Origin of the sequence: Streptodolium elevatio (assembly GCF_040649515.1) — a bacterium.
Classification (GTDB): Bacteria; Actinomycetota; Actinomycetes; order Streptomycetales; family Streptomycetaceae; genus Yinghuangia; species Yinghuangia elevatio.
In genome coordinates this window covers 1-12,939 of the sequence record NZ_JBEZFP010000083.1, presented here as the reverse complement: position 1 = coordinate 12,939, position 12,939 = coordinate 1, and the positions used below count along the sequence as shown (strand labels likewise).

Annotated in this window: 12 protein-coding genes; 5 read left to right on the top strand and 7 right to left on the bottom strand. The window is 71.1% G+C overall.

Annotated features, from left to right (window positions below; genetic code table 11):
* Positions 1-25 precede the first annotated feature (25 nt).
* The gene (locus AB0C36_RS27490) at positions 26-253 is read left to right on the top strand and encodes a hypothetical protein (protein WP_358358871.1); all 228 of its coding nucleotides are present in this window, start codon (positions 26-28) and stop codon (positions 251-253) included.
* Here the strand turns inward: AB0C36_RS27490 and AB0C36_RS27485 are convergent.
* Positions 250-927 carry a TetR/AcrR family transcriptional regulator gene (locus AB0C36_RS27485; protein ID WP_358358869.1) on the bottom strand — a complete coding sequence of 226 codons (678 nt, stop codon included), beginning with the start codon at positions 925-927 and terminating at the stop codon, positions 250-252. The genes AB0C36_RS27490 and AB0C36_RS27485 overlap by 4 nt on opposite strands.
* A 173-nt stretch (positions 928-1,100) precedes the next feature.
* Between AB0C36_RS27485 and AB0C36_RS27480 the strand changes: the two genes are divergently transcribed.
* Positions 1,101-2,093 carry an MBL fold metallo-hydrolase gene (locus tag AB0C36_RS27480; protein WP_358358866.1) on the top strand — a complete coding sequence of 331 codons (993 nt, stop codon included), beginning with the start codon at positions 1,101-1,103 and terminating at the stop codon, positions 2,091-2,093.
* Positions 2,094-2,350: 257 nt separating this feature from the next.
* A complete protein-coding gene (locus AB0C36_RS27475) occupies positions 2,351-3,046 on the top strand; it encodes a P-loop nucleotide/nucleoside kinase family protein (protein WP_358358863.1) in 696 nt (231 codons plus the stop codon).
* On the opposite strand, the gene AB0C36_RS27470 is transcribed toward AB0C36_RS27475, so the two are convergent.
* The 5 genes from AB0C36_RS27470 to AB0C36_RS27450 are packed head-to-tail and all read right to left on the bottom strand — an operon-like array spanning position 3,033 to position 8,065.
* On the bottom strand, positions 3,033-4,247 hold the full coding sequence (locus AB0C36_RS27470; protein WP_358358860.1) for a cytochrome P450: 1,215 nt from the start codon (positions 4,245-4,247) through the stop codon (positions 3,033-3,035). The two genes, AB0C36_RS27475 and AB0C36_RS27470, sit on opposite strands and share 14 nt — an antisense overlap.
* 11 nt (positions 4,248-4,258) lie before the next feature.
* Positions 4,259-4,852, bottom strand: a complete 594-nt coding sequence (locus tag AB0C36_RS27465) for a GTP-binding protein (RefSeq protein WP_358358857.1) — start codon at positions 4,850-4,852, stop codon at positions 4,259-4,261.
* Complete coding sequence (locus AB0C36_RS27460) at positions 4,830-5,210, bottom strand: DUF742 domain-containing protein (RefSeq protein ID WP_358358854.1); 381 nt, start codon at positions 5,208-5,210, stop codon at positions 4,830-4,832. Before AB0C36_RS27460 ends, AB0C36_RS27465 begins: the two co-directional genes overlap by 23 nt.
* Positions 5,207-5,632 (bottom strand): roadblock/LC7 domain-containing protein, encoded by a 426-nt coding sequence (locus tag AB0C36_RS27455; protein ID WP_358358852.1) that lies wholly within the window; start codon positions 5,630-5,632, stop codon positions 5,207-5,209. The genes AB0C36_RS27460 and AB0C36_RS27455 overlap by 4 nt, the downstream gene beginning before the upstream one ends.
* Positions 5,633-5,647: 15 nt before the next feature.
* Positions 5,648-8,065, bottom strand: a complete 2,418-nt coding sequence (locus tag AB0C36_RS27450) for a nitrate- and nitrite sensing domain-containing protein (protein WP_358358850.1) — start codon at positions 8,063-8,065, stop codon at positions 5,648-5,650.
* Between the two features lie 515 nt (positions 8,066-8,580).
* Here AB0C36_RS27450 and AB0C36_RS27445 point away from each other — a divergent pair.
* A complete protein-coding gene (locus AB0C36_RS27445) occupies positions 8,581-9,786 on the top strand; it encodes an FAD-dependent monooxygenase (protein WP_358358847.1) in 1,206 nt (401 codons plus the stop codon).
* On the opposite strand, the gene AB0C36_RS27440 is transcribed toward AB0C36_RS27445, so the two are convergent.
* Positions 9,780-10,376 (bottom strand): anthrone oxygenase family protein, encoded by a 597-nt coding sequence (locus tag AB0C36_RS27440; protein WP_358358844.1) that lies wholly within the window; start codon positions 10,374-10,376, stop codon positions 9,780-9,782. The two genes, AB0C36_RS27445 and AB0C36_RS27440, sit on opposite strands and share 7 nt — an antisense overlap.
* A 365-nt stretch (positions 10,377-10,741) precedes the next feature.
* Between AB0C36_RS27440 and AB0C36_RS27435 the strand changes: the two genes are divergently transcribed.
* Positions 10,742-12,694, top strand: a complete 1,953-nt coding sequence (locus tag AB0C36_RS27435) for an ATP-binding cassette domain-containing protein (protein WP_358358842.1) — start codon at positions 10,742-10,744, stop codon at positions 12,692-12,694.
* Positions 12,695-12,939 lie beyond the last annotated feature (245 nt).

Below are 12,939 nucleotides of genomic sequence, written 5' to 3'. Positions count from 1 at the left end.
AGTGGGCGGCGCTAATGTCGGCAGAATGAGCAGTGAAGCAATTTCGGACGGGGCAGTGGAAGTGGCCGTCCGCCTGTCGCCCGCGGCCGCCGACCGGGTCCGCGGACTGATCGGCCTCGGCCTCGCGGCCTCGGTCGAGGACTACGTCGCCGACTCGGTCCGGAACCGCCTCGCCGGTTTCCAGGAGATCAGCGGCGGTACCACCGGGCAGCCGGACGGCGATCCGAAGGAATGGGTGACCCCCAGGCGTTAACGCGCCTGCCGCGCCTGCCCCCGCGCGAGCCGGTCGACCGCGTCCGGGTCCGCGGGAGCGGTCGCGGTGAGAGTGCCGACCAGTGCCTGGGCGAGAACGGTCGCCGTACCGATCCGCGCGTCCTCCTGCTCGTCGCCGGTCACCTTGCCGATCACCGCGTCGCGCACGGACTGCGAGATGTCCAGGGAGCCGAACAGTTCGGGGAACGACAGGGCCATCAGGCACACGCCCACGTTGGCGGACAGTATCGACTGGGCGGCCAACTCCGGCGGCCTGCGCAGGCGTCCGATGTCCTGGCAGCGCCGCACCGCGGCGAGGAGCAGGGCCTGCGCCTCCTTGATCGCCTGCGGCTTGGCCTCCCCGGTGGGCGTGAACATCAGCCGGTACAAGTGCGGGTTGCCGAGCGCGAACGCGACGTGGCTGTCCCAGGCCGTACGCAGGTCCGCCACCGGGTCGTCGGTCAGCGGGTTGCGCCGCTTGTTGGCGAGGAAGCGCTCGAATCCGGTGTCCGCGACGGCGGTGAGCAGCCCCTGCTTGTCGCCGAACTGGCGGTAGATCTCGGGCATGCCGACGCCGGCCCGGTCGCAGATGGCCCGGGTCGAGATCGCCAGCGCGTCTTTGGTGGCCAGGAGTTCCGCGGTGGCCGTCAGGATGCGCTCTCGTGCCGTCGCCATGCCTTGCACGATATCAGCGTTAACACATCTGACCTGCACAGATCGGTGACGAAGGAAGGAACACGCGAGCTTACGTAAGCAGTGATTACGAGTTGTGTTAGCGTTGATCACAGGCGAGGGAGCACGCGTCCCCTGCCTGTCGACCTTTCGCAGCGAGAGAGCTGGTACTTCCCATGAGCCGATCGACGTTCCTCCGCGCCGCTTCGACCACCGTCGCGGTAGCCGCGAGCGCGACCCTCCTCGCCGCCTGCGGAGGTGAGGCCAACGCCGACGGCGACCCTGCCACCACCACAGCGGGCACACCGTCCGCCTCGCCGACGGGCGGGTCCGCCGCCGCCTCCGCTGCCTCCGCTACGCCGAACTCCGGCACCCCGTCCGCGGCCGCCGAGGCGTTCACCGTCACGCACATAGGCGGGCCGACCACGATCCTGGAGGTCGCCGGCGCACGGTTCCTGATCGACCCGACCTTCGACCAGCCGAAGAAGTACAAGAGCGGCCTGGAGAAGACGCAGCCACCCGCGTTCGGCACCGACGGCATCGGCCGGATCGACGCCGTACTGCTCTCCCACGACCAGCACGACGACAACCTCGACGACGCGGGCCGCGAACTCCTCAAGAAAGTCCCGGTCGTGCTGTCCACGCCCGGCGCGCACAAGCGCCTCGGCGATCACGTCACGGGCATGGCCAGTTGGACGTCGACGGAACTGAGGACCCCCAAGGGCACCGTCAAGGTGACCGCGGTGCCGGCCCTGCACGGTCCCGACGGAGTGGACCGCGGCGAGGACGGGGAGGTCACCGGGTTCGTGCTCAGCGGTCAGGGCGTACCGACCACGTACATCTCCGGCGACAACGCATCGGTCAAGGTGGCCAAGGAGGTCGGCGACCGCGTCAAGCGGGAGATCGGGCCCGTCGACACGGCCGTCGTCTTCGCGGGCGCCGCGCGTACGCCGGCCATCCTCGACAACGCCCCGCTCACCCTCACCTCGCAGAACGCCGCCTTGGTCGCGAAGGACCTCGACCCCCGCAAGGTGGTCGCGGTGCACACCGACAGCTGGAACATCTACTCCGAGGACATGGCGTCCCTCGTGAAGGCCTTCCAGGACCAGGGAATCGCGGGGAAGCTCGTCGACATGCGACCCGACGGCACCCCTGCGAACCTGGCGTAACCGGGCGCATCCTCCGCAGCTCACCTGAAGCCCCGGGGCCGACGTGCGATCGCGCGTCGGCCCCGGGGCTTCTACGTGCAGGCGGCGCCACGGAATCCTCCGGTTCGTCGGACCGGCCGAACATCCGAGCGGGCACGCGCGTTCGACGCACTCGCTCGCGAACCGACCTGCCATCATGAGAGGTTCGATACGGATTCGCGGCACGCTGCCGCCACGCGGCCCCGGGCCGGGCCGCTCGTCGAACCGAAGGAGTGGGCGTGCGCGAAGACACCGGGCCCGCACGCGCCACCGCCCTGCGGCCGGACGGCCTGCACGACCTGCGCGGGCGGCCGGTGCCGGCGGCTCTGCGCTACGGCCCGACCGACCTCGTCGTGGTCTCCGGGCTCCCGGGCGCGGGCAAGAGCACGCTGATGGCCCGCTGCGCACAGGCTCCGCTGATCGACTCCCAGCACGTACGGGAGAGTTACCAGGACCGGCTGCCGCCGTGGCTTCCCTACTCGGTGTTCCGCCCGCTCGTACGCTCCACGCACTACCTGCGGCTGATGGCCGAGTTACGGGCCTCCGGACCGCTGGTGATCCACGATTGCGGAACGGTGCCGCTGGTGCGGTCCTGGGTCCGGCGTACCGCCCGGCGCCAGCAGCGGCACGTGCACCTGCTGTTCCTCGACGCCGACGCGCAGGCAGCGCGCGGCGGCCAGCACGCACGTGGACGCAGCGTCTCCACAAGGGAGTTCGCCCGGCACCGGGCCGTGGCCCAGCGCTCGCTGGACCGGCTGCTCGCCGCCTCGGCACCGCCGCCCGGCTGGGCGTCCGCGGTACTGCTCGACCGCGCGGGGGCCCGGACCCTGCGGGAGATCGTGTTCCGGTCGCCGCCGGGCAGAGCCCTGCCGGTGCCCCGCGAACCCCGAGGTTCCCAGGACACCGGCCGGGCCAGGCTGGTCAGGGGCGCGTGAGGACGTTCACGCGGTCCCAGATGCGCAGCACGTTGTTGAGCACCCGGGTCGGCGGCGCGGCCGGGTCCGGGGCGAGGCCGGGGAAGTGCCGGGCCAGGGCGCCGAAGACGGCGTCGAACTCCATCAGCGCAAGGTGGTTGCCGGCGCACAGGTGCGTGCCGAACCCGAGCGCGAGGTGGTCCGCGGCATCCGGGCGCCGGACGTCGAAGACGTCGGCGTCCGCTCCCCACTTGGCCTCGTCGCGGCCCGAGGAGCCGAACATCAGCCAGACCTGGGCCCCTTCGGGGATGGTCGCGTCCCCGACGGTCGTCTCGCGCATGACGCGCCGACCGAAGCCCTGGATGGGCGCCTCGTAGCGGAGGGTCTCGCCGAAGAGCGCCTCGTACGGCACCTTGCCGTCCCGCACCAGCTCCCACTGCTCGCGGTCCGAGGTCAGCATCTGCACGGCCGTGGCGATCGCGTGGATGGTGGTGTCCATCCCGGCGGTCGTGTAGGCGGCCATCGTCATGACGCACTCGATCTCGGCGATCTCGCCTCGGTCGGCGGCGGCGTGTGCGGCGCCCAGCCAGCTGTCCGGGCTCACGTTGTCGCGCGTCGCGACCGTCTGCAGGAACTCGAACATCGCCTGGGCGGCCGGAAGCCCCGCGTACACCCGCGGGTTCGGCGCCGCGAAGGTGTCGAACACCGACTCGACCTGCTTGACCAGCCCGCTGCCGTCCACGTGCGGCAGGCCCATCAGTTCGAGGATGACGCCGGTGACGTACGGCGCCGCCAGGTCGGTCACCGCGTCGAACGAGTCCCGGTCGGCCAGCGACACGACCAGCTCGTCCGCCCGGGCGCGCAGGCTGTCCGCGAGGTCGCGGATCGCGCGCGGAGCGAGCTGCTTGGACAGTACGCGGCGCAGGCGCGCGTGCTCCAGGCCGTCGGCGGCGAGCACCGAGCCCGCGGTCACCCACTGGTTGCCCTCGGGGTTCAGGTGCAGCCCGTTCACACTCGAGAACGTCTCGGGGTCGAGCAGCGCGGCCTTGACGGAGTCGTACCGCGGCAGCACCCACGCGTTGAGGCGCTCCGCGTACACCGCGGGCCCGAGGGCCCGGAGTTCGGCGTACGCCGGGTACGGGTCGGCCAGCACCTCGTCGCCGAACAGGTCGAGCGGCGACGAAGGGCCGGAGACCGGCTGGGATATGGCGGATTCGGTCACTGCGATTCCTTTCACACTGCGGCTGCGTCGGCGCGCGCGATCAGACGGTCCATCAGGGACAACATGACGTCGCGCGCCGACGCCCGTTCACGGGCGTCGAGCATCAGCACCGGCACGGTGGGGTCGGCGAGGTCCAAGGCGTCGCGAATGACGTCCGGCGAATGCGTCTGCCTGCCGTCGAAGCAGTTCGCCCCCACCACGAACGGGGTACCGCGCTTCTCGAAGAAGTCCACGGCGGCGAAGCTGTGGTCCAGGCGGCGCGTGTCGACCAGGACCACGGCGCCGAAAGCGCCGCGCAGCAGGTCGTCCCACATGAACCAGAAGCGCTCCTGGCCGGGCGTGCCGAACAGGTAGACCACCGAGTCGTCCAGGGTGATCCGGCCGAAGTCCATGGCGACCGTGGTCGCGGTCTTGTTCTCGATGCCGTTCAGGTCGTCCACCCCGACGCCCTCGGCGGTCAGCCGCTCCTCCGTCCGGAGCGGGCGGATCTCGCTGACCGTGCTGACGAACGTGGTCTTCCCGACGCCGAAGCCCCCGGCGATCAGGATCTTGATCTGCTGCACCGCGGGTATCGGGGCGGGGTCATAGCTTGCGGGCAAGGCCATCCCTGACTCGGTAGAGGAGGCGGATGTTGGTCGCGTCGGCCCCGCTCACCGCGGGCTGATGGGTGATCAGCCCCTGGCCCAGCAGTTCGCCGAGCATCACGGTCAGCGGGGTCACGAACATGTGGAGGCGGGCGGCCAGTTCCGTGACGATCACGGTGCGGGCGGGGGCGCCGTGGCAGATGGCCAGCACCGCCCGCCACTCGTCGGGCAGCGCGCCCACCGCGTCTTCCGGCACGGCCGCGGCCACCAGCGAGTTCATGGTGATCCGCGTGGACGAGGACGACTGGACGTGGCCGCCGGTGAGGGCGAACGGCCGGGTACGCCTCCCGGGCAGGTCTCCGCGGTGCCGCCCCGTCACGTCGCGCGTACGTTCGCTCGAGGCTTGGTACCCATGAAGTCACCGACCGCCTTGGCGACCCGGAGCACCTCGTACATGACGGCGCCCATGTCCGCCCTGGCCCCGGTGACGACCACGATGGTGCTGCCCTCACCGCAGTTGGTGATGATGAGCGTGCGATCGACCATCTTGACGACGCTGTGCAGCAGTGGGCCGCCCTCGATGCTCGTCGCCAGCCCGCGGCCCAGGCTCGCGTAGCCCGTGCCGGCCGCGGCCAGGTGCTCGACCGTCTCCCGGTCGAACCCGAACGCCGACTTGGGCAGGCCGTCGTCGGACAGCAGGACGGCGCCGAGCAGTTCGGGGACGTCGGCCAGGTTCGCGTGCAGCATCCGGTAGACCTGCTCGTCGAACGGGTTGCTGGTAAGAGGGTCTTCCCTGAACATGGTTTATCCCGTTCCCTATGGCGTCGCCGGGTCGTCCTCGGCACGTCCTGCCTCGTTGAACTGGCCGGGCTGCTCGGCCTGGTCGAACGCAGCCTGGAGCCCGCGGTACATGTCGCGTGCCGCTTCGGGGGAGTCCGGGTCGTACGGAACCTGCGGAACTCCCCCGGTGTCGTCGCGCAGTTGCGCGGCCAGGTGTTCGCCGCGCGAGCGCTTGGGCAGCGGATCGACGTCGAGTTCCTCGGCGGGCGGCAGCTGGTACGTGCCGCTCCCGGTGGCCGTCCCCGCGAGCTGCCGTGGTGCGGGCAGCGCCGGCGGAGCCGCCGCCGAAGCGACCGCCCGGACCGGCGCCGCCCCCTGCCGGATCGGCAGCGGCTCGGCGGCCCCCGCGGGCCGGTCGGACTCGGGATGCGGGCGGAGCTCGGGGGCCGACCACGGATCCGTGCCCTCGTACGGCGGGGAGACCTGGCCGTGGTCGGTGCGGCTCGCGAGCAGGCTGCGCGGGACGAGGACCACCGCAGCGGTGCCGCCGTACACCGAGCGGCGCAGGGTGACGTCCAGGCCGAGGCGGGCGGCCAGTCGACCGACCACGAACAGACCGAGCTGGGAGGCGTTGTCGGCCATCTCGGCGTACAGCGGAACCTGGCCGAGGCGCTCGTTGAGCTGGTCGTACTGCTCCTGGCTGAGGCCCATGCCGCGGTCCTCGACCTCGACCGTGACGCCGTGCACCGCGGCCTGGGCGCGCACGACGACCTTGTAGTCGGGGGGCGAGTAGCGCGCCGCGTTCTCGATCAGCTCGGCGAGGACGTGGGTGAGCTCGCTGGCGGCCGACGGGATGACCCGGGCGTCGGCGAGGAAGTGCTTCTCCACGCGTTCGTGGCCCGCGGCCTCGCCGGCCGCGTCCATGAGCAGGTTGGCGATGTGCGCCGGGGCGTCGTGCGGGTTGCTGATGACGCCGCCCGACAGCACCTGGAGGTTCTCGATCTGGCGGCGCAGCCGTACCGTCTGGTGGTCGAGACCGTAGAGCCGCGAGGTGAGTTCGGGGTCCTGGTCGTGCAGCCGCATCAGGTCCTCGAGCAGCCGCAGCTGTACCCCGACCAGGACGACGGAGCGCCCGGTGACGCCTTCGGCGAACCGCTCGAAGCCCTGCCGTTCGCGGTACACCAGCTCGGCGCCGTCGGCGGCCTGCCGGGCCAGGGTGGCCACGGCGTCGCCGATCTGCCCGATCTCGTCCTTGGCGCCGGTGGGCCTGGGCAGGCCGGAGGTGTCGACGGAGGCGCCGCGCTGGAGCGAGCCGATGATGTCGGGCAGCTCGTCCTCGGCGAGGGCGAGCGCATGGCCGCGGAGCTTGTTGGTGCGGCGGATGACGGTGCGGATCGTCATGAGGACGACGCCGACGATGAACAGCACCGCGGCGGCGCTGCCGGCGACCAGCCACCACGCGCTGCGGCGCAGGTCGCTGGACTTCTGGAAGGTGTTGTCCAGCAGTCCGATGACGCGGCCGACGTTGAGTCCGGTGAGCTGGCCCGCGAGTTGCTCGCGGGTGGCCTGCCACTGCTGGACATCCGTCGGCAGGAGGACACCGCCGGTGGCGACCGGGGTGTGGTTGGCGAGGACGGAGTCCTCGATCTTCGTCTTGGTCGTCCACGCGGGGTTCGCGAGCAGCCCGTCGTAGACGGCCTTGTCCTTGGCCGGGAGGTACGGCGCGACCCAGGTGCCGTAGATGAACCGCTGCACGCCGACGTTGTGCGCGAAGTCGGCGTACTGCGCGTCGGTGAGCTTCCGCGCGGGGCCCGAGAGGGCGATCAGCGCGTCCTCGCGCGAGAGTGCCTCGAAAGCGTGCATCAGGCCGACCAGCGGGCGCGTCTCGTACGTGAGCGGCCCGTCGTCCATGTTGGACATCTCCTGGTACAGCCGGATCATCTGGTCGATGACGCCGTTGTAGTAGTCCAGAACCTTCTGCGGGTCGCCGGCGCGGGTGTCGGCCAGGCGGCGGTGTTCGTCGAGGCCGACGAGCTTGTCCTTCACCATGACGACGTAGTCGTAGACGAACCGGTCGGATGCCGGGAGTTCCGGACCCGACAGGCGCATGAAGTCCGCCTCGACCTTGTCGGTGGCCGCGCGCTGCTTCTCCATCTCCTCCTGCGAGACGGGGGTGCCGCCGAGCCGGGCGGCGGTGAGGCGCCGCTCCGCCTGTATCTGCTCCATCACCATGTAGCTGGGGAGGCCGGCCTTCTCACCCGTGACCGAGTCGTCCCGAATGTTGTCTGCTTGCTCGAGCAACCGCACGGCGGTGAACGCCACTTGCGCGCCCAGCGCGACGGTGACGACGACGGCGAGCAGGATCAGCAGTGTGCGGATGCGGACGGCACGCGGCGGACGCTGCGGGCGCGGCGACGCATTGCGGTCATCGGTTAAGGGTGTGGAAGTCGTCATGAGTCCTCGTGGGCGGTCGGTTGTGGCTCCTGCGACGACCCTCGCCGCTCTGGGGCGAGTGCCTGCACCGATCCGGACGGACGCGACTTCGCTCTGCGCCTCCGACCCCCGCGCTACCCACAAGCGCTTCCGGCGTCGCTGCATCGTGGCAATGGGCTGGCACGGCACCGTCTCTGACGTGCCGTCAGCCAAGCAGGCATGGTCTCGCTCTAGGCTCTGTACACGCGCGTGGCCCTCCCGTTGCTGCGGCGCGTGGGCCCGTGGAGCCTACCGCCGCGTGACGGCAGTGGCCAATGGGTCGCAAGTGGCCAAATCGCCACAGTCGATACCCGGCCGCCCGAACCGGTGGCTCCCTCGCCTAGGCACGGAAACCACGCGGCACCGGCCGCGGCGCATGCACTGACCGGACCCGCACCGCGGGTGGTCAGCGGCCGGTAAGTGCCTGGTCAGCGGGCCGAACGAAGCTCTGAACACGACGCGGCGAACGGCCGCGACACGAATCAGAGGAGCGCAACATGGACACCGCCACCGGCAACCTCGGCATCGACACCGACATTCTGATCTCGGGTGCGAGCATCGGCGGCCCGGCGCTGGCGTACTGGCTCGACCGGTACGGGTTCAACGTCACCGTGGTGGAGCTTGCGCCGCGGATGCGGGTCGGCGGCCAGGCGGTCGACGTACGCGGTCCCGCGCTGGAGGTCGCCGAACGCATGGGCGTCCTGGACGGACTGCGCGCAAGGCAAGTGCAGATGCGCGGCATGTCCATGGTCGACGGCGACGGCACCGAGCTGTTCCGGACGACCGAACGGACCATCACCGGCGGGGACATCGACAGCGAGGACATCGAAATCCTGCGCGACGACCTGTCCGAGGTGCTGGCCGGGGCGGCGGACGACCGCGTGGAGTACCTGTTCGGGGACTCGATCACCGCGGTTCAGGAGGACGAAGACGGTGTTCTGGTCACCTTCCGGAACCATGCGCCGCGGCGCTTCCACCTGGTCGTGGGCGCCGACGGCCTGCACTCCAACACGCGACGGCTGGTGTTCGGCCCGGAGTCGGACTTCATCCGGCACATGGGCACGTACCTGTCGGTGTGGACCGTCCCCAACTTCCTGGGCCTGGATCGCTGGCAGGTCTTCCACCAGGTGCCCGGCGGCACTTGGGGCGGCGGGGTCATGAGCGTGCGCGGCAACACCGAGTGCCGGGTCTACCTGGGCTTCGAGTCCGCCGAGCCGATCGAGTACGACCACCGCGACGCCGAGGCCCAGAAGCGCCTGCTCGCCGCACGGCTGGGCGGTCTGGGCTGGGAGATCCCGCGGCTGCTGGAACACATGTGGACCGCCGAGGACTTCCACCTGGACTCGATGGCGCAGATCAAGATGGACTCGTGGTCGCGCGGCCGCGTGGTGCTGCTCGGCGACGCCGGCTACTGCGCGTCGCCGCTGTCGGGCCAGGGCACGACGATGGCGATCGCCGCCGCCTACATCCTGGCCGGCGAGCTGAAGGCGGCCGGGGGCGACCACGTCGTCGCGTTCGCGGCGTACGAGGAGGCGCTGCGCAAGTACGTGGCGCAGAACCAGGAGTTGGCGTACACCAACAAGGCCCGCGTCGAGGCCCAGGCCGCCGCGGAGATGGGCGCCGACACCGAACTCGACACCGCCGTGCCCGACTTCCAGGAGGCCGCGGACATCATCGGCTCCCTCGTCCTCAAGGACTACTGACCCGCGCGGCGGAACGCGATGACGCGGCGGTGCAGGCGAACTGCCTTGACGGCGCAGACGAAGGCGGCCGTGGACAGCACCGCCCGCACCCCGTTCCAGACGTTCCAGGTGGTCTCGAAGTCGGCGCGGACTCCCGAGGGGTTCGCGTCCCCCTTCGACGCGAGCATCTCGTTCAGCGGCACGTTGATGCCCGACGTGGTGAGCACCCCGGCGGTGTAGAGCGCGAAAGCGGCGGCCGTCCACTTGAGCAGGGTGCGGTCGCCACCGCGCTTGCGCAGCTTCCACCACGCCACGGCGGGGGCCAGCATCGCCCCGAAGAACGCGGCGAAGAACACCGGGTTCTCGATCACGACGTTGATGCGCTGCATCGAGTCGACGAACCCGGCGTCGTCCTTGCGCCCGAGCATCGGCATCACGAACGCGCTGAAGGCGACGTACGTGGCGGCCATCGCACCGCTGGTGACGGCGCCCGCGGTCAGCCACTTGCCGAGGGAGTCGCGGGTGGTCGCGCTGAGCGCGGGGGCGGCGGTGGTGCCGATGACGGTCGGCGCGGTGATGGCGTTGGTGGTGGTGCGGTCGTAGGCAGCCATGGTGAACTCCTCAAGGAGGCGCGTCGGGTGGGGACTTGCCGGCAGGGGCCGCGGTCCGTGTGCTCCGGTCCGTTCCGCCCCGCTCTCTGTGTCTCAAGACTCCTCGATCGCAAGGGCCCGAACAACGGCCAGGTCGGCAACCCCGGTTAACCCACGAGTTACCGATCCGAGCGCCCCCGGACCTGCGGTCCCGGCGCGCGGCGCGCCCGAACCCGGTGCCGACGAGGACCCCGCGGAAGCCCGGATGGTCGAGCGCACGTTCGAGAGGAGTCGGGGCCGGGCGCCGTCGGTGTGCCTCCGCACGCCCTGCCGTCACCCCGTGTGCCAGGACGACCATGGCGTCCCGTCACGCCCCGGAGGTCCCCATGACACAGCCCACGCCTGTCCCCTCCTCCCCCGCCGTCCCCGCCCAAGCCGCCCGTGAGTCCCAGGCGGATCCGCCCGAACCCGCCGACCGGGCAGGCGAGTCCGGGCAGGAACTGCGCTACGTGGGCAGCGCGGGCGACACCGAGGAGGCGCTGCGGCAGGTCACCACGCGCGCGATGGCCGCACGCCTGCCGCGCCTCATCGCCCAGGCCCTGCGCCTGGCCTGGGCCGCCGACCCTCGGGCGTCCGCCGCGCTGCTCGTGTGCCAGGTCCTCGCGGGCATCCTGGAGGCCTTCGGCCTGCTCGCCACGACGTCGACGATCACCGCCGTCATCTCGTCCGGCGAGATCGGCGACCGCCTCCGCGACGCCGCGCCCTCGCTGGTCGTGCTGGCCGCCGCCGTGGGCCTGCGCGCCCTCCTCGGGGTGGCGGTCGTCGCGTTGTCGGCGCGCGTCACCCCGCGTCTGACCCGGGAGGCCGAGACGCTGCTCCTCGACGCCTCCGCCCGCGCCGAACTGGTGGCGTACGACCACCCGGGCTTCAACAACCGCTGGGACAGCGCCGATCGGGGCGTGCAGTCGATGCGCGGGCTGATCCCGCAGACCCAGGACGTCATCGCGGCGTGCGCGTCGCTCGCCGCGGCGGCGACGGTGCTGACCGTGCTGCACCCGGTCCTGCTGCCCCTGCTGCTGCTCGGTGCGGTGCCGCGCGGGCTGGCGGCCGTACGCGCGGCGCGCATCGAGTACCAGACGACCATCGACACGCTCAACGAGCGCCGCATCCTCGGCATGATGCGCTGGCACATCTCGGACAAGCACTGGGCCGACCAACTGCGTTCGAGCACGATCGCGCCGTTCCTGCTGGACCGCTACCAGCGCGCGTCCGACCGCGTGCAGCAGGTGACGCAGGATGCCGCGTGGCGTACCGCCAAGGTAGGCACCCTCGGTGCGGCGGCGGGTGGTGTGGCGGCCGGACTCGTCTGGGGCGCCGTGGTGTTCCTGCTGGCGACCGACCGGATGTCGGTGGCCGCGGCGGGTACCGCGGTGATCGGGTTGCGTACCGTCAGCACCGCGCTCGGCGGCATCGTCGCCTCGGGGTCGCGGCTCTACAGCGTGGGGCTCTACCTGGACGATTGGGACCTCTTCCTCAAGGAGGCCGGCGGGCACCGCATGAGGCGCGGTTCCCTGGTGCTCAAGCAGCCGTCGGCGTTCCGCGCCGAGGGCGCCGGGTTCACGTACCCGGGCAAGGACCGGGCGGCCGTGGCCGGCATCGATCTGGACGTACCGGTCGGCAAGGTCGTCGCGCTGGTCGGCGAGAACGGTTCGGGCAAGTCCACGCTGGCCAAGCTGCTCTGCGGGCTGTACCTGCCGACCGAGGGCCGCGTCACCTGGGACGGCCACGACGTCCGCGAACTCGATCCGCACGAGTTGTGGGCGAGGCTCGGCTACGTACCGCAGGAGATCGCCCGCTGGCCGCTCCAGGCGATCGACAACGTGACACTCGGTCAGTTGCGGTCCGAGCACGAGCCGGAACTGTCGGCCGCGCTGGCGGCTTCCGGAACGGACCAGGTGGTCGCGGAGCTGAAGTTCGGCCTCAGTACGCTGCTCGCGCCCGACTACTGGAACGGCACGGGATTGTCCGGCGGACAGTGGCAACGCGTGGGCCTGGCACGGGCGTTCTACCGCGACGCGCGGCTGCTGGTGCTCGACGAACCCACGTCCGCCCTGGATCCGCGGGCGGAGAACCGCCTGTTCGCGAGCCTGCGCACGCTCGCGACGGACCGAGCGGTGGTGCTGGTGACGCACCGCCTGGCCAATGTCGCGAAGGCCGACGAGATCGTGGTGATGGAGCACGGCCGGGTACGCGAACGCGGCTGCTGCGACGAACTGTTGGCCATGCCGCGCGCGACCGGGCTGTTCCGCGAACTGTGGGAGCTGCAAGGGGAACGCTAGCGGGCACGGCAACGGAGCCACGGCCCGCCTTCGCGGCGGGCCGTGGCTCCGGGTGGCGGAACGGCGGGCGGCTGCCCGTCATTCCTGGACGGATGTCGTGTCGGTGCGTGTCGGATGGGTCGATACCAGGTCGGTTGTCGTCCGGTCCGTCGGTGCCGTGTCGGTGGGTGCGTCCACCAGGTTCGCGGCTACAGCTCATACGCCCTGCCGGGTGGGTGCAGCGGCGGCCGAGCGTGTCCAGCACC